The organism is Methylobacterium sp. 22177, assembly GCF_052045615.1.
In the GTDB taxonomy this organism is placed as follows: Bacteria; Pseudomonadota; Alphaproteobacteria; order Rhizobiales; family Beijerinckiaceae; genus Methylobacterium; species Methylobacterium radiotolerans.
This window is the reverse complement of sequence record NZ_JBQEPK010000045.1, coordinates 1-15,431: the sequence shown is the minus strand read 5'-3', so window position 1 is coordinate 15,431 and position 15,431 is coordinate 1. Positions and strand designations below refer to the sequence as shown.

The window sequence follows — 15,431 nt, the reverse complement described above, 5'->3', positions numbered from 1 at the left end:
CTTGCGCCGCCGGTCATTGGGTGGACAGCTGATCGTCGGTGCGGTCTTCGTCGCTGTTCGAGCGGGTGGTGGGGCGGCTCATGAGCAGGGCCGCCCGTACCGCCATGCGGCGCGACGGCTCGTTGGCCTCGGCGTCAACCACGATCGCGGGCGCGGAGGGGTGGGCCGCGACAGCCGCCGCAAGATCGAGCATGTGGTCTGGACCGATCGAGTGATCCTGGGTGGTCGGTTCGGCCAGATAGGCGTCGATTGCGGCGCCGACATCTTCAATGGCGATACGCTCGGCGGTCACCAGATCCCAGAGCGTGGCCTCGACTGACATCCGCGGCGTATCGCACCTCTCGCGAGGGCATGCAATAATGTAACAGGATCTTGCCCTCATCGCCGGCAGGCCAGCGCGTCCGCGGGCTCGAGGGCCATCGCGGGTTGGACGGATGCGATCTGCGACGGGGTGGCCGGCCGGTGCGAGGTGATCCAGAAGCCGATCCCCTGACCACAGCTCGGCCAGCAACCCTTCGGCCAGGCTGTCGGCCCGATCCCGTGCCTCCGCGTCGTCTCGGACCCGGATGAGGGCCGTGCCGCGGTCGCTGCCGTCCGCGGCGAACCGGTGCAGGCGGACGCGAAGGATCGCGTGCGGAAGACGCAGGCCCCCTGCCGAGGCCGTGCCGTCAGCGCCGCAATGCGCGCTCATTCAGGCGCAGAGGCGGAATGGTCAGGCTGTTGGGCCGACGGACGTCGCGATCCAAACCACGTGCCGCGGGCCGCTGTGCCCGTTCGCGTGGGGCCGAACCTCCTCGACGACGAAACCCGAGCGCTGGAGGCGCGCCTTGAACTTGCGGTCGGGCGTCGCCGACCAGACGCCGAGCACGCCGCCCGGTCGCAGCGCCCGCCGCGCCAACGCCAAGCCGGGGCCGCCATAGAGGCGATCGTTCTCCGGGCGCACGAATCCTTCTGGTCCGTTGTCGACGTCGAGCAGGATCGCGTCCCACGCGGCCGGACCGGACTGGATGAGGTCGTCGACATCGGCCTCGCGCAGGTCGACGCGCGCGTCGTCGAGGCAGCCGGCAAAGACGCCCGCGAGCGGTCCGCGTGCCCAAGCCGCTACCGTCGGCACCAGCTCGGCGACCGTGACGCTCGCCTCGGGCCCGAGGTTGCGCAGGGCCGCGCGCAGGGTGAACCCCATTCCGAGACCGCCGACCAGCACGCGCGCCGCACCCCGGCCGCGCACACGGCCGCAGGCGAGAATCGCCAGCGCCTCTTCGGAGGCGCCGCGGGTGCTGTTCATCAACTCGATCGTGTCGGCGACGATCGAGAACTCGTGGCCCCGCCGCATCAGGTGCAACGGCGTGCCGCCGGGAACGATGCCGGTGTCGATATGCATCCACGATGTCACGGGCGTCCCTCTATGGGCCGGCGCTTCGATTATTCCGGCAAACGGGAAGGATGAGTTATGAGACGCGCTCCTGACCGCGCGCCGCGCTCGCATCGAGCACGGGCCGCGACGGCGTTCGCCTCGTCCGAGAAGCCGGTATCACCTCCCATGGCCAAGCGTACCAAGTCTCTGCCGAAGGTGCAGGGGTTCGTGCTGTTCGACGTCACCTACGCCGACGGCAGCCGCGCCTCGAATCGACGCGTGCCGGCCGAGATCCTGGGTGGCCTCGACGGCGATGAGCCGGCGCGCGTCCTCATCGGCGAGCAGGAAGAGGAGATTGCCCGCAAATCGGGGAGGCCGAAGCGCGAGATCGAGCGCCTGATGCGGTCTCCGGCTCTCAGCTCGAAGCCCGATCTGTGACGAGCGGCCCCTGCACAGGCCACTCGTCGCGCGGTGATCAGCCCGCCTTCAGGTTGGCGGCGCTCTCCTTGCCGCTGCGGCGGTCCGCCTCGACGTCATAGGCGATTTTCTGACCCTCGTTGAGGGAGCGAAGGCCCGCACGCTCGACGGCCGAGATGTGAACGAACACGTCCTTGCCGCCATCGTCGGGTTGGATGAATCCGTAGCCCTTGGTCTCGTTGAACCACTTCACGGTGCCTGTAGCCATGGCTGTATCCTGGTCGTCACCGGCTCGCCCACGTGACGGGCCGTGACGCCTGAACGGGTCGCCGCGGCCGGCTGTTCCAGAGGCACCCGCGATCAGGAGCCGCGGGTCCGATCTCCGGGACGCTCGCCGGTGCCGAGCCACTCCAGCGCGGCCGCCCGCGATCTGAAGGTGTGCCCCTGTGATGTGAACGGCGCCGGCCGGTCTGCCTGTGGCACCTCATCGAGCAACTCGATCTGCCACGCATCGCTCGGCTCCGTGCCGGAGACGACCCGAACCAGCGCTGCGATCACGACGCCGTCCAGCAGCACGTCATAGCTGCCGGGCGCGAGTCGTTCGACGGTGTAGGTCATGGGCTTCACGCACGCTCTTCGAACTGGAAACCCGCGGGGCGGGCCTGAGGGTGCCGCTGCCGACGGCCCGCTTCACCGCCGGTCCGTTCAGCCAGCGTTGCATCGTGCCTCCGGTCAAGCTTAGGACCGGGCTTCCACGGGAGTTGGAGGCTTGGTTGAAAGAGCTCGAACAGGGTAGCGAGGCGGCGATCTACGTCTCCGCCATGGTCGGTGAGATGATGCAGCGCGTTCTGGAAGACGCCCTGGCAGATCTCGCCAGGACGCGCGGTGCAGCCTACCTCGACATGTTCGTGGAGCGCGAGCTGGCCCGCTACGCCGACCTCTTTCGCGAGCGGTCGGACGACACACCCGAAACCTCCAGCATGCTGCGCGCTTGGTTCGCTGTGGAAGGCAGCGCAGCGTTGCGGGCCGTGGTCGAACGCGCGAGCGCCGAGGCGAGGCGCGACTGACCGGGATCAGCGCACTCGCTGCGGTGGCCGGATCACCACCACCGCGGGCGGGCTGACAATCCACTTCTGCGCTGCCGCCTGGTGCGACGGGTCCGGCTGCGGAAGCGTGGCGTTCGCCGCGTACACGAGGTCGGGGCCGAAGCGAACGAGCATGATCAGGACGACGAGGGCTGTGCGCATCCGGGTGCAACGATCGGGCCCGCGGAGCGCTCCCTGCGTCGCGCGTTAGCGGCCCTTCTTCGCGAACTCCCAGACCGGAATGCCCCAGACCTGCCCCTGCTTGGTCCGGTAGGCCGAGCCGCGCTCGAACACCACCCGCGTCGGTTCGACAGCCTGAGCCCGGTTGCCGGTGATCATCATCACCCCGCAGACCTCGATCCGCAGCGTCCCGTGCTCGGGGTGAAGCGCGAACAGTTCGGCCGCCGTCCAGCCGAGCGCGTGCGCCTCGGCGCCGAGACGGTCGCAGAAATCGATGGCGGCCTCACGTATCGGCGCCCAGCGGGCCGGGACGAGATACCGGCACGGCGAGACGTGCGGAGACAGGTCCTCGATAGCGCTGCGCCACAGGGCGGCGGCGTCGGGGAGCATGGTGGGTGCGAAACTGGAAGCCATCCCACGGGCTACGGCAAGCGTGACCGTTGGGCCATGCGGCCAGAAGCGGGGTTGCCTTGCACGGGTGAGGGCGGTCTTGCACCCCCCCACCGGCGCTCGGACAAGCCGGGGCCGCCCTGCGGCCGCTCGCACGAGCGTCGAACGCCTCTGCCGCCCCTTCGGACAGGATGCGCCGGCAGGCAGCGGCGCCGCGCGGTCCGACGCGAGCTCGCCCTGCGGGACGTGTGGGAACGACCTCCGCGGATGACCTGAGCGCCGGCATTCCGTCGCGCCGGTTCGTACGATCGCGGGCTGGCGCAATCCGTCCCGGCCTGGCACCCCGCGAGCGTGGCGACGCTCGATGATCGGACCTGTGAAGCGAAGATCGCGGGTGTCTGGCGCCAGATCAGCGTCGCTGAGGCCGGGAGCGCCCCCCGTGATGGCGCCGACGCGCTGCCCGTCCTGCCCCAGCGCCTCGGTGCTCTCGGGATCGTACGCCGCGAACGGCAATCGGAAGTTCAGCCATCGCAGGGTGCATACCGGCTGTCCGCGGGACCCGAAGCGGTACTCCGGCACGCCGTCGCCCTATCCTCGGGCACGCATCTGAGGGGTGGCCTGGGTCGGTACGACCTCGATCAGGAACGCTCAGCGGGCACACGGTGTTCAGAACTGGTAGTTTCACCGGTGAGGAAGACGTGCATGGACGTTTGGCAACTCATTGAGCGCGACCACGAGAACATCGGTGGCCTGATCCGTGAGATACCATACGCTCTCAACGACCCCAGAGCGGTCGGCAGCCGCGAGCAGATGCTGGCTGACCTCATGGACGAGCTTGATCTGCACGCGACCGGGCTCGGTGCAAGCTTGTACGGACCCTTGAGCCGGGAGGGCCGGACGCGCACGCTGATCGAAGATTTGAACCGCGGCCACGCGGAGTTCAGGCGACAGCTCCAGCAACTCGCCCGTCGCCGCAAGACGGCCTCCGCCGGCTGGCTCGACACCTTCGAAGATGTCACGTTCCTGGTGGATCAGCACCTACACCGTCACGTGCATGAACTGATCCCCGCCGCGCAGATGCTTCTCGCGCCCGAGGAGGTTGCCGCTGCCACACGGGCGTTCGTGCGAGCCAAGACGAGCGCCCTTCAGTCGCGGCGGCGAGGCACCGTGGCGGGCGGCATGTCGAGCGAGTTCGCCCTTATCGCGACGCTCGCCGGAGTGGCCGCCGGTCTCGGCTATCTGGTCTGGAACGGCGGACGCTTCGGCCAGTCGCGATCGGGCCGAATGGCCGAGGCCGGAGAGCGCGTTCCGCAGCAGGCGGTCCGGTCGATGCCGCGGTGACGGCGGCCAGCCGCGGCGCCCGATCTGCCCGCGGGCCGACGGGGCTCGGTGCCGTGCGTTGCGGGCAGGGCCCGTACGCGACGCGGCCCGAGGCGCAGGATGCCGATCCCCCGTTGGCGGGATCCCGACGGTGCGGGGCGATGTTCAGCCCCGCCTGATCCGCTCCCGATGAGGTGGTCCGCCCCGACGTATGGCTTCCGAGCCGGGACGGGGGCGGACACGGGGGAACGAAGCGGCGCGAGCCAGAGGACGCCGTCGCCGAGCGGCGGCAGGTTGATGCTGGTCTCTCAAGGCCGGAGTGTGGGTGAGGGGATCGGCCCGACGCCGACGCGGCGGCGATCGTCGCGGCCGCGCGGGCGGCGGCCTGCGACGGTTTCGTGCGCCGGCTGCTGGACGGCTACGACACCATCGTGGGCGAGCGCGGCGCCCGCCTCTCGGGCGACCAGCGCCAGCGCATCGGCATCGCCCGGGCGCTGCGGGAGCGGGCGCCGATCCACCTCCGGGATCTCGATCGGCACCAGACCGAGGTCGCATCGGGGGAGGAGTTTGCCGAGGAGGATATCGGCAAGGGCATCCGGGGCTATCTCATCGGCCTCGCGCTCGCGACCCTGCTGACGGTCTGCTCCTTTGCCGTCGTGCACGCCAAGTTCGTGTGGGCGCCGGCGGTCCCCGTGGCCGTGATCGTCTTCGCCATCGCCCAGATGGGCGTGCATCTCGTGTTCTTCCTCCACATCACGACCGGGCCGGACAACATCAACAACGTCATGGCACTGGCCTTCGGCGTCCTGTTCGTGGTGCTGCTGATCGGCGGCTCGGTCTGGATCATGAGCAACATGAATTCCAACATGATGCCGGCGACGCCCCCGTCATCCAGTCCGCAATCGTCCCAGCCCGCGATGCCCATGACCCGGCCGATGCGGCACTGACGCGCCGCGCGATCGCGAGCCGCCTTTCGCGCGCCGATCGTGCGGCTACGGGTGGCCCCGGGGCGCCCGTCGGAGCGTGGCTCGAATCCCCGGTGAAGGGCCGGGCCCACAACTGGCCCAGCTTCGGTGGCTCGTGTCGCTCAAGTTCACGAACGCCCACGGTGGATGGATCGCGATGCCGCCGCCTCGATCATTCGTGCCCCATGCTTCTCCGCGATTGCGATGATCCGTGGGCCGCGATCCGGTTAAGAAGCCTCAGGTCGGATTTGGGCGCCGACGCGCTGTCGACCGACTCAAATCTCGCAGGCCACCCAGGGTTGATGTTCCGCTGGCCGCTTCCCTGGGCTCGCCGAGCGGGCGTCGCCGTCCCGGCCTCGCGAGCCCCCTTGCAGAACCCGGGAGCGTCCGCTCGCGGGAGGCTCGGTGAGGCAGGGTGGTGGAAACGGCGAGGTTTCTGCCCGTCCGCTCTCGGGCGGCAATGCTGAGAACCGGGCGAGACGGCGCGTCAGGCGTTTTGATCCGAGTCCGCGGGGGCTCGAAGACAAGGCGTCGGGCCGTCTCTCTCGGCGCGCGCGTCGTTGTCGAGCATCGCCTGGACGCTGTCGGGGTGTCCGGGCACCCGCAGCAACCGGGCTAACCCGTCGGCGACACCTCGACGGACCGCGTCCTCCAGATCGTGGTCGTCTCTGCCGTTCACAACAGTGAAGCTCATCCGACCGGTCCTACGCATTTCTTACCCAGGTTAAACTGACCAACGGTCAGCGGTTCCAACGGCCCCCGCCTGTGGCTTGTGAATGGTCCGGCGCCCGATCACGCAGGGTGGATTGCCGCCGTGACGGGCCGGTCCTGGACACCTGTGACCACGTCGCCTGCCGTATCGCGGGCTTCGCAATCCGGCATCACGGCCGAGGCGTCGAAGGGCGTCATTCAGCGGCCCCGAACCCGGCCCGCCGGTGCTCTCGTCCTCGCGCGATCGCGGATTGCTGCGGGTCGTACCGAGGTGCCGATCGTGGGCCCGCTCGGGAAGCTGCCCCATCCCGAGGATTGTCCCGGCGCTCCTGCGGGAGGCGCCTGGCCCGTCGTTGAGATAGACTCCATATGCTGTTCCGGCGCCGCGAAATACATCGGCGCTGGCTCGTTCCAGCGGGACTCGATCACCGAGCGGCGCCAGACGGAGGAAGCGCGGCGCGGGAGTGAGGAGCGCTTCCGTCAGTTCGCAGGCGCTTCGTCGAACGTTCTGTGGATCCGGGACGCCGAGACGCTGCGTCTCGCGTCCGTCGGTTCCGCTCTCGAGCGGATCGACGGCCTGCCCTCCGGCTACAGGCTACATCAGACGGCGACACGATCCGAAGCCGGCTCAGGCTGGTCCTGCCGGAGGAGCGTCGCGCCCCGACGATCTCCAGCGTTCTGCGGCATCGATCGAGATCGGTACGACTAGTCAGGTTGGGAAGCGTCATCACCGCCTCCAGGCCACATCAGCACAGACGGGGCGAACCATCCCTTCTAACCTCGGTTAGCTTGGAGAAGAGCATCCGATCAGGGAGGCGTGGGTGCCGCGCTACTTCATCGACACGTTCGACCACGTGGATGCGATCGACGAGGAGGGGACCGTGCTCCCGGACAGGGCGGCACTGCGCTGCCTGCTTCGCACCGCCCTGACGGAAATCCTCCGCGGCGAAGGCGAAGAGCGAGGTATCGACGAGTTCGCCGCGAGCGCGCGCGACGAGCTTGGGCGGCGCGTGATGTGTGCCCGCATCAGCATCACGATCACCGACCAGTGAGCCTCTCTCCTCCACGGGGAGGGCCGATGGAGACGACACGCGCCCGCTTACGTGATTTCGCCGGAACCAGCTGGGCGGCCGCGTTGGGCGCGAGCGGTCGTCCGCTTCACCCCATCCCTGTCCTGGCTCCAGTTCAGCTATCATCTCCCCTCGCCGGCATGTGCCGAGCGGTTTTGTGGAGATCTCGCGCGCGACAGGCAGGCTGACACGTTCGGAGCGGGCTGTGCCACCGCCAGGAACGCCGCTGCGCTCAGAGGAGCGCCCCTCGGCCCGTGTTGATCTCGTTCGACAAGACGTTCGCGAGGGCGGCCATCCCCACCGGCTTCTCACAGCGTTGAACGTGCGCGTAGCGCGCGGGAATACCGGTGCCCTCATAGCCCGTGGCGAAGACGAACGGCACGCCGCGGGTCTCCAGAGCGTCCGCGACGGGGAAGACCATCACGTCGCGCAGATTGATGTCGAGGACGGCCACGTCTATCTTGGAACTCGCCGCGATCAGCGCCAAGGCTCTATCGACCGTTGCCACGGGACCGAGCACCTCTGCGCCGGTCCTCGACAGCATCCGCCGCATCGCGTCGGCGATGAAGTAATCGTCCTCGACCAAGAGCACCTTGTGGCCTGACAGAGCGTCCAGATCATCGCTCGGTGTGCCCATCGTCATCTACGCCTCTGGAAGCCTCAGGCCAATGGAAGCTCGATCAGACAACGTACCTCAGCCTCCCCGAGTTCATAGCGCGTCGTGGCATCGAGCGCGTACGGAAGCGCGTTCTCGATCAGCTCCCGGCCGTAGCCGTTCTTCGGCGCACCGCTCCCTGTCCCGTGTCGGCGGTCAATGCCGGTCTCGACCCATTCGAGCACGAGCCGCGGCATCTGCCCGTCGCTCTCGCGGATCCGCCACCTCACGCTGAGCTGGCCATGTGCGTTGGAGAACGCGCCGTACTTGCGCGCGTTGGTGGCCAGTTCGTGCAGGGCCAGCGCGACGGTCTGCACCGCCCCCTTGCGGACGCGAACGTCGGGTCCGTCGAGCACGATCCGCTCCTGCAGGTTCGCGGCGGCGAGCGCGTCGAGTTCGCTCCGGATCAGTGCCGATAGCGTGATCGGCTCCTCGCCGGCGCGCGAGAGCAGTCCCTGAACGCGCGAGAGGGCGGCCAACCGCTCGTTGAACGCCGAATCGAACGCCTCTAGCGTGTCACTCGCCGCGACGGTCTGCTGCGCGATCGACTGCACCACGCCGAGCAGGTTCCGGGTGCGATGCTGCAACTCGGCGACCATGACGTGCTGCTGCTCCTGCATTCGGCGCAGATCGTCGATGTCGGTCGACGTGCCGAGCCACTCGACCACCTCCCCGCGCTCGCCGCGGACCGGCATCGCGCGCGTCTGGAACCACCGGTAGCTGCCATCGCCGGCGTTGCGCAGACGGCCTTCCATCTGCAGGACGCCGGTTCGCGTGGCATCGCGCCAAGCCTCGATAGCTGGACCACGGTCGTCCTGGTGCAGGGCGTCGAGCCAGCCGTGATTCCGGCTCTGCGCGTCCGTCTGTCCGGTATAGGCGTACCATTGCGGGCTCGCCCAAGTCCACTTTCCATCCTCTGCCGCCCGCCAGACCAGCTGCGGGATACCCTCGATCAGGGCGAGGAGCCGCCGCTCGCTCGCGCGCTGACGCTCCTCGGCCCGCTTGCGCTCGGTGATGTCGACGAAGGTGATCACGACACCGGCGATGAAGTTGTCGACGCTGCGGTAGGGCAGGACCCGGACGAGGTACTGCGCGCCCGTTGTCGAGTTGGTGATCTCGCGCTCGACCACGCTCAAGGTGCGAAGAACGCGTCGGGCATCGTCCTGCAATTTCTCATAGGCGATGCGCGACTTGATATGACCGATCGGGCGGCCAGCGTCCGTCTCGATGAGATGGAAGATCTCGGTGACGGCGGGCGTGTGCTTGGTCACCCGCAGCTCGTTGTCGAGGAAGATCGTCGCGATCTGCGTGCTCTCGAGAAAATTCTTCAGATCGCTGTTGGCTCGACCCAGCTCCTGAACCCGATGGCCGAGCTCGCCGTTGACCGTGGTCAGTTCTTCGTTGACGGATTGCTGCTCTTCCTTCGAGGTTTGCAGCTCCTCATTGGTCGATTGCAGCTCCTCGTTGAGGGACTGATACTCCTCGTTCGAGGATTTCAGCTCCTCGTTGGTGCTCTCCAGCTCCTCGATGGTGGCCTGCAGGCGCTCGCGCGTGGCTCCGAGCTCGGCCTCGAGGCGTCGGGTGTGCTCGAACGCGCCTGAGCCACCTGCGGCGCTGTCGCCGCCGGCGACCGCCTTCGGACCGCCCTCCTTGAACAGCACGAAGTAGCCGCGCGCGGCCGGATCGTCTCGCATGGGCTCGACGACGAGGTCGACCGACAGGCTCGCGCCGTTCCGGCCGATCTGCAAGCCATCGATCTGCACCCTCTGAGCGGTCTCATCGGCCTTCGCCAGCGCGGCGCGCAGGTGGAGGCGCAGGTCCGGATGAGCGAGCTGCAGCAGGTTCAGGCTGGCTGTGCCACCGGCGGGCTCGATGTAGCGCCCGCTCCGCCCGGAGAAGTGCAGAACGTTGTACGAGGCGTCGGTGATCACGTAGGCGGGGGCGTAGCGTTCCGCCAGCCGCTCCGCGCGCCGCGTCAGCGTCACCCCGTTCGGCCGGACCCGCTCCTCGGCGGTGGCGGACACGCCGATCCGGCGATCCGGCGCCGCGAACGGGAAGTCCGGCAAGATGCGGGAGCCGGTCTCCCGGCGACGGAAGATGCGCGAGCGACCGTCGATGGGCGCGAACAGCTCGGTGTGGCGCGAGACGTTCTCGGAGTTGCCCAGGAACAGGGCGCCCTCGGACTTCAGGGCGAAGTGGAACAGCGGGATGACCCGGCCCTGCAACTCCGCGTCGAGGTAGATGAGCAGGTTGCGGCACGAGATCAGGTCGAGTCGTGAGAACGGCGGGTCCTTGATGATCGAGTGCTGCGAGAAGATGCACATCTCGCGCAGCTCCTTCACGAGGCAGTAGGTGTTGCCCTCCTTCACGAACCAGCGGGCCAACCGCTCGGGCGACAGGGCCTCGCTGATCGTGCTGGCGAAGCGGGCGGCCCGTGCCGAAGCCAGGGCTCGACCGTCGAGATCGGTCGCGAAGATCTGGACCTGGGGAACGACGTCGAGGGTGGCCATGTGCTCGCGCAGCAGGATTGCCAGCGAGTACGCCTCCTCGCCGGTCGAGCAGCCGATCACCCAGACCCGGATCTGATCGTCCCGTCCCTTGTCGGCGAACAGCTTCGGGATCACGTCCCGCTCCAGGATCTCGAACTCCTTTGGGTCACGGAAGAACTGGGTGACGCCGATCAGGAGATCGTTGAAGAGCTCCTGGGCCTCGTCCGGCTGGTTGCGCAGCGCCTCGACGTAGCCCTCGACCGTCACCACCGAGAGAACCTGCATTCGGCGCTGGACCCGGCGCAGGAAGGTTCCCGGCTTGTAGCCGTGGAAGTCGTGACCGGTCCTGTTGCGCAGCACCCCTGCGATCGCCGTGAGCGCCGCCTTGGCGACGGCCGGGGTGGCAACGCCCTCGGCGGCGAGCTGGCGGGCGGCGGACGCCACGCGCTCGATGAGGTCGTCGAGGGACAGGACGGCGTCGGCCAGCGCCGCCGGGGTATCGCTCGAGGTCAGCTCGCCGGCCCTGGACTCGGCGGTCTCCTCGGCGAGCGTGAGGCCACCCGCCTCCTTGATCGCCTTGAAGCCGAGTGTCCCGTCCCCGGCAGTTCCCGCCAGCGCGACCGCGATGCTGCGGCCGTCCTCGTCGCGGGCGAGTGAGACGAGGAAGCTGTCGATGATGCCCCGTCCGCCGACCTCGTCCGCTGGACGCGTGCGGAAGCGTCCGTTCTGGACGTCCACGACGAGGTCGGCGCCGATCAGGTAGGTGCGTCCGGCCTCGATGAGGGCGTCGTCCCGGACATCCGCCAGTTCGAGCCCGGCCGCCGCCAGGGCGCGCCGGAACCCCTCCTCGTCGAGGGCGTCCCGGTGCTGCAGGGCCACGATCACCGCCACGCCATCCAGTCGCGGCATCCGGGTGAGAATGTGCTGCAGCGATCCGGTGCTCGCGGCCGACGCGCTCAGGGCGAGGTAGGCGGTCGTCCTCGGCGGGCTCACATCGGGTTCGGTCATGCTGGATCGCCGTGATGCGAGGCCCGGTGACAGCGGCGGTCCCGCTGCGAGCAGCTCGTGCGTGAAATGTCGGGCCCGTGTACCACGGCGGGGCCGCAACGTGACCGAGGCTGGATGCCTTACTCCTCCTGCGCGCCCTCGCTTCCGGACGATTCGGGCTCGGGTAGGGACAGCAGGGCCGCGCGCCGGATCGTCTCCGCGTAGCCTCGGTACTCGGCGGCGCGATCGTCGTACATATCCGCCACCGCCGGGCGTCCGGAATTTCGGCCATCCTGCGCCATGCGGGCGACGAGTTCGGCCCGCTCCTCGATGATGCGCAGCGCGACGCGCAGGGCCTCGTCGACGGCGTTCTCCTGCTCTTTGGCGACCACCTCCGCCGTGTAGGCGTGACCCACTTGGCAGCGGAAACGCAGCGGCTTGGCGTCGCGGACTTTGGACAGGACGCCGCTGCAGTGCGGACAGGTGAGCGCCGCGGGATCGGCGATCCGGCGCAGCACAGCGCTGTCGATGCGCTCGCCCGCGGCGATGTCGATTTCCAGGCGGATCTCGGGCGGCACCGGCAGCCGCGGTCCGGCCGGCTCCCGCACGAGTTCGGATAGAACGTCGCCGAGGCGGGCGCTCGGAAGGGCGAGGTCGACGCTGGCCGCAGCCATCCCGCTGAGCGGCATCTCGTCGGCGATCGCGTCCGCCGGGTCCTGCACGATCGCGATCCCGCCGCAGCGCTTGATCGCCTCCAGCCCGGCGGCGCCATCGTTGAGCAGTCCGCTGAGCAGCACGCCGATGACCCGCGAGCCGTAGGCCGCGGCGGCGGAGCGGAACAGCGGGTCGATGGATGGGCGGGCCATGTTCTCGCGGGGGCCGCGACCGAGCCTCATCTGGCCGTCGCGAACGATCAGGTGATGGTCGGGCACGCCGAGGTAGATGTTGCCGGGCGCGATAGCCATGCCGTCCCGCGCGGCGTGGACCGGCATATGCGCGGCCGCGGCTGTGACCGTCGCGAGCAGGCCGAGGCTGCGGGCCGGGATGTGCACGACGACGAAGACCGCCGCCGGCAGGTCTCCCGGTAGCGCCCCGAGGATCGCTTTGAGTGGTGCGGTCGCGCCGGAGGAGCCCCCGATGACGATGATGTCGCGGTTCATCATGACCGATCTCGTTGGAGCATCGAGGGCCGCGCTCGGCCCAGTTCGTCCGAGCACCGCGAGCGCGGTGCCGGGGGTGCCGGGGATGAAGTTCTCCGGGTGTTCTCAGTCGCGTCCATCGCCTGCATCCCGCCAGGCCTCCGTGATGACCATGCGTCCGACTTGGTCGGTGAACGGGATGAGCAGGCTGCAGTGCAGGCCATCCAATTCGTAATTGAGGGCCGACCGGGCTTCGAGTTCGTAGGCGAGCACGTCCTCGATCACGGTCGTGCCGAAGCCGCGACGTGTGGGCCGCGCCACCTCTCTCCCGCCCGTCTCGTTCCACATCAGCGCGAGGATCGGCTCCGGCTCACTCGGTCTGATCTGCCATGCCACCGTCACCCGCCCTTGCGGGAGCGCGAGGGATCCGTGTTCGATCCCGTTGCTCGTCAGCTCGTGCAGCGCCATCGCCAGCACCTGCGCTGCTTTAGGCCGAAGTCTTACAGGGGGGCCGGCGATCGTGGCCCGCTCGCCTTCGCGCACGAGGTGGACCATGAGCTCGTCCGAGACGAGCGTGTGCAGGCTGGCCTCGCCGAACGCATCCGTGATGGCGTGCACCCGGGCGATGGCGCCCAGGCGTCCGTCCAGGTGGGCGACGTAGGTGTCGATCTCCTCAGCGCTCTCCGCGGACCGATGCATGATCGTACGCAGCATCGCCATGGTGTTGCGCACGCCGTGGCGCAGGCTATCGGGCATACCCGCCTCATCGAGCAGCCGGCGCAGGCGCACATTGTCGGCGCGCAGGGCGGCGAGCTGGTCCGCCGCGTCATCGGGATCTGTCATGCCGCGCCTCCGTCGATGCCGGGTATCTCTGCCAAGTCAGAACGCGTGCGTGCGGTTCATGCGGGCCTTGGAACAGCAGGCTCAACGTGTGCCGCCAGGTGAAGAGAGGCCGATCGAAATGTGCGGGCCGAGCCGGGGACTCTGGATCGTGGATGGTCAGACGGCGACTGCGCAGGGTAATCGGACCTTGGCCGCGCAGCTCTTGGGGCGTGCGGTTGATGTGCACGCTGGTCTGGCCCATCGCGACCGCGAGATCGCTCCGCGTGATCGGCAACGGACAGCTCGCTGCGTCTGCGAGACCGACCGCCACCGGCCGCGCCAGCAGCGCACAGAACAAAGCGCGAGGCGCTCGATGGACTTGCTTCAGTTCAGTGGAGAGCAGCTTGGTGGTTGATACCCCTCTCGAACTGGGTGGGGCTTGTGAAGCCCAGCGCCGAGTGACGGCGGCAGGGATTGTAAAAGCCATCGATGTAACGGGCCAGCGCGATGGTGGCCTCGGCTCGCGTGGGACTGTCAGGAATTTCGTGTGCGGGCGGCCATAGTGGATCCGAAGGAGGTTCCCGATGGCACGACGCAAAGCACCCCGCATCCCTGACGCAATCCTGGACCAGCTCCTGGCCGGGGCCGATCCGAAGACGGCCTTCGAGGCCGATGGCCTGCTGGACGAGCTGAAGAAGGCCCTGGCCGAGCGGGCGCTCAACGCCGAGATGGACCACCATCTGGCAGGCGAGGACGCCGGCAACACGCGCAACGGCTATGGCCGCAAGACGGTCACCACCGAGACCGGCCGGATCGAGCTTTCGATCCCGCGCGACCGGCAGGCGACGTTCGATCCGCAGCTGATCGCCCGGTATCAGCGCCGCTTTCCCGGCTTCGACGACAAGATCGTGTCGATGTACGCCCGTGGCATGAGCACCCGGGAGATCGCCGCGCACCTGCGCGAGCTCTACGGCATCGAGGTCTCACCCGACCTGATCAGCGCGGTGACCGACGCGGTGCTGGAGGAGGTCGCCGCCTGGCAGGCCCGGCCGCTCGAGCCGGTCTACCCGATCGTGTTCTTCGACGCCTTGCGGATCAAGGTGCGTGACGAGGGCGTCGTCCGCAACAAGGCCGTCCACATCGCGCTGGGCGTGCGCGCCGACGGCGCCAAGGAGATCCTCGGCCTCTGGCTGGAGCAGAACGAGGGCGCCAAGTTCTGGCTACGGGTCATGAACGAGCTCAGGAACCGCGGCGTCGAGGACGTGCTGCTGGCCGTGGTCGATGGCCTGAAGGGCTTCCCCGACGCGATCCGGGCGGTGTTCCCCGAGGCGCTGGTCCAAACCTGCATCGTCCACCTGCTACGCCATAGCCTCGACTTCGTGTCCTACAAGGACCGCAAGCTCGTGGCGGGTGCGCTGAAGGACATCTACCGCGCGCTCGATGCCGCGGCTGGCGAGGCGGCGTTGGCGGCCTTCGAGACGAGCGAATGGGGTCGGCGCTATCCGGCTATCGCCCAGAGCTGGCGACGGGCCTGGGGCGAGGTGGTCCCGTTCTACGCCTTCCCCGGCGAGGTTCGCCGGATCCTGTACACGACCAACGCCATCGAGACCCTGAACGCCACGCTGCGCCGGGCTGTGCGCGCCCGCGGGCACTTCCCGACCGACGAGGCGGCGCTGAAGCTGCTCTACCTGGTCTTGAACCGCTCCGAGAAGGCGTGGAAGATGGGGCCGCGTGAGTGGGTCATGGCCAAGGCGCAGTTCGCCGTCATCTTCGGCGAGCGCTTCACCCGGGCCATGGCGGCCTGATGTTCAACCCGCCGCCCGCACACGGAATTCCTGACAGTCCCG

Annotated in this window: 18 protein-coding genes and 1 pseudogene; 6 read left to right on the top strand and 13 right to left on the bottom strand. The window is 68.6% G+C overall.

Annotation, left to right across the window (positions count from 1 at the left end):
- Positions 1–13 precede the first annotated feature (13 nt).
- Both ACTJK8_RS27005 and ACTJK8_RS27000 read right to left on the bottom strand, forming a co-directional pair.
- Positions 14–322, bottom strand: coding sequence for a hypothetical protein (locus ACTJK8_RS27005; RefSeq protein ID WP_440762814.1), 309 nt, complete (start codon positions 320–322; stop codon positions 14–16).
- A gap of 390 nt (positions 323–712) precedes the next feature.
- Positions 713–1,333: a hypothetical protein gene (locus ACTJK8_RS27000; RefSeq protein ID WP_409530703.1), complete on the bottom strand. Its 621-nt coding sequence runs from the start codon at positions 1,331–1,333 to the stop codon at positions 713–715.
- A gap of 207 nt (positions 1,334–1,540) precedes the next feature.
- On the opposite strand from ACTJK8_RS27000, the gene ACTJK8_RS26995 reads away from it, so the two are divergent.
- Complete coding sequence (locus ACTJK8_RS26995; protein ID WP_440762813.1) at positions 1,541–1,792, top strand: hypothetical protein; 252 nt, start codon at positions 1,541–1,543, stop codon at positions 1,790–1,792.
- Positions 1,793–1,829: 37 nt separating this feature from the next.
- Here ACTJK8_RS26995 and ACTJK8_RS26990 read toward each other — a convergent pair whose 3' ends face one another.
- The gene (locus ACTJK8_RS26990) at positions 1,830–2,039 is read right to left on the bottom strand and encodes a cold-shock protein (protein ID WP_012329983.1); all 210 of its coding nucleotides are present in this window, start codon (positions 2,037–2,039) and stop codon (positions 1,830–1,832) included.
- A gap of 92 nt (positions 2,040–2,131) precedes the next feature.
- Positions 2,132–2,389 (bottom strand): hypothetical protein, encoded by a 258-nt coding sequence (locus ACTJK8_RS26985; protein WP_024827420.1) that lies wholly within the window; start codon positions 2,387–2,389, stop codon positions 2,132–2,134.
- Between the two features lie 155 nt (positions 2,390–2,544).
- Here ACTJK8_RS26985 and ACTJK8_RS26980 point away from each other — a divergent pair, with 155 nt between their 5' ends.
- Positions 2,545–2,838: a hypothetical protein gene (locus ACTJK8_RS26980; protein WP_012329981.1), complete on the top strand. Its 294-nt coding sequence runs from the start codon at positions 2,545–2,547 to the stop codon at positions 2,836–2,838.
- Between the two features lie 6 nt (positions 2,839–2,844).
- Here ACTJK8_RS26980 and ACTJK8_RS26975 read toward each other — a convergent pair whose 3' ends face one another.
- Together ACTJK8_RS26975 and ACTJK8_RS26970 are read right to left on the bottom strand one after the other, a co-directional pair.
- Complete coding sequence (locus ACTJK8_RS26975; RefSeq protein WP_012329980.1) at positions 2,845–3,018, bottom strand: hypothetical protein; 174 nt, start codon at positions 3,016–3,018, stop codon at positions 2,845–2,847.
- A gap of 45 nt (positions 3,019–3,063) precedes the next feature.
- The gene (locus ACTJK8_RS26970; RefSeq protein ID WP_029359785.1) at positions 3,064–3,450 is read right to left on the bottom strand and encodes a hypothetical protein; all 387 of its coding nucleotides are present in this window, start codon (positions 3,448–3,450) and stop codon (positions 3,064–3,066) included.
- Positions 3,451–4,128: 678 nt separating this feature from the next.
- Here ACTJK8_RS26970 and ACTJK8_RS26965 point away from each other — a divergent pair.
- Together ACTJK8_RS26965 and cyoD are read left to right on the top strand one after the other, a co-directional pair.
- Positions 4,129–4,767 carry a hemerythrin domain-containing protein gene (locus ACTJK8_RS26965; RefSeq protein ID WP_012329978.1) on the top strand — a complete coding sequence of 213 codons (639 nt, stop codon included), beginning with the start codon at positions 4,129–4,131 and terminating at the stop codon, positions 4,765–4,767.
- Between the two features lie 377 nt (positions 4,768–5,144).
- Positions 5,145–5,693, top strand: coding sequence for a cytochrome o ubiquinol oxidase subunit IV (cyoD, locus tag ACTJK8_RS26960; protein ID WP_012329977.1), 549 nt, complete (start codon positions 5,145–5,147; stop codon positions 5,691–5,693).
- 505 nt (positions 5,694–6,198) lie between these two features.
- Here cyoD and ACTJK8_RS26955 read toward each other — a convergent pair.
- Complete coding sequence (locus tag ACTJK8_RS26955; protein WP_440762812.1) at positions 6,199–6,405, bottom strand: hypothetical protein; 207 nt, start codon at positions 6,403–6,405, stop codon at positions 6,199–6,201.
- 838 nt (positions 6,406–7,243) lie between these two features.
- Here ACTJK8_RS26955 and ACTJK8_RS26950 point away from each other — a divergent pair.
- Positions 7,244–7,474, top strand: coding sequence for a DUF6894 family protein (locus ACTJK8_RS26950; protein ID WP_012329975.1), 231 nt, complete (start codon positions 7,244–7,246; stop codon positions 7,472–7,474).
- Positions 7,475–7,724: 250 nt separating this feature from the next.
- Here ACTJK8_RS26950 and ACTJK8_RS26945 read toward each other — a convergent pair whose 3' ends face one another.
- From ACTJK8_RS26945 to ACTJK8_RS26920, 6 genes and pseudogenes are all read right to left on the bottom strand, one after another.
- Positions 7,725–8,135 (bottom strand): response regulator, encoded by a 411-nt coding sequence (locus tag ACTJK8_RS26945; protein WP_012329974.1) that lies wholly within the window; start codon positions 8,133–8,135, stop codon positions 7,725–7,727.
- 17 nt (positions 8,136–8,152) lie between these two features.
- Complete coding sequence (locus tag ACTJK8_RS26940; RefSeq protein ID WP_440762811.1) at positions 8,153–11,644, bottom strand: CheR family methyltransferase; 3,492 nt, start codon at positions 11,642–11,644, stop codon at positions 8,153–8,155.
- 119 nt (positions 11,645–11,763) lie between these two features.
- Positions 11,764–12,786, bottom strand: coding sequence for a chemotaxis protein CheB (locus tag ACTJK8_RS26935; RefSeq protein ID WP_012329972.1), 1,023 nt, complete (start codon positions 12,784–12,786; stop codon positions 11,764–11,766).
- A gap of 102 nt (positions 12,787–12,888) precedes the next feature.
- Positions 12,889–13,605 (bottom strand): HWE histidine kinase domain-containing protein, encoded by a 717-nt coding sequence (locus ACTJK8_RS26930; protein WP_012329971.1) that lies wholly within the window; start codon positions 13,603–13,605, stop codon positions 12,889–12,891.
- Positions 13,589–13,846 (bottom strand): hypothetical protein, encoded by a 258-nt coding sequence (locus tag ACTJK8_RS26925; RefSeq protein WP_244413360.1) that lies wholly within the window; start codon positions 13,844–13,846, stop codon positions 13,589–13,591. The genes ACTJK8_RS26930 and ACTJK8_RS26925 overlap by 17 nt, the downstream gene beginning before the upstream one ends.
- A 127-nt stretch (positions 13,847–13,973) precedes the next feature.
- Positions 13,974–14,111: pseudogene (locus ACTJK8_RS26920) on the bottom strand (IS3 family transposase); the annotation flags it as partial.
- A gap of 57 nt (positions 14,112–14,168) precedes the next feature.
- On the opposite strand from ACTJK8_RS26920, the gene ACTJK8_RS26915 reads away from it, so the two are divergent.
- On the top strand, positions 14,169–15,389 hold the full coding sequence (locus ACTJK8_RS26915) for an IS256 family transposase (protein WP_440762770.1): 1,221 nt from the start codon (positions 14,169–14,171) through the stop codon (positions 15,387–15,389).
- Positions 15,390–15,431: the final 42 nt, after the last annotated feature.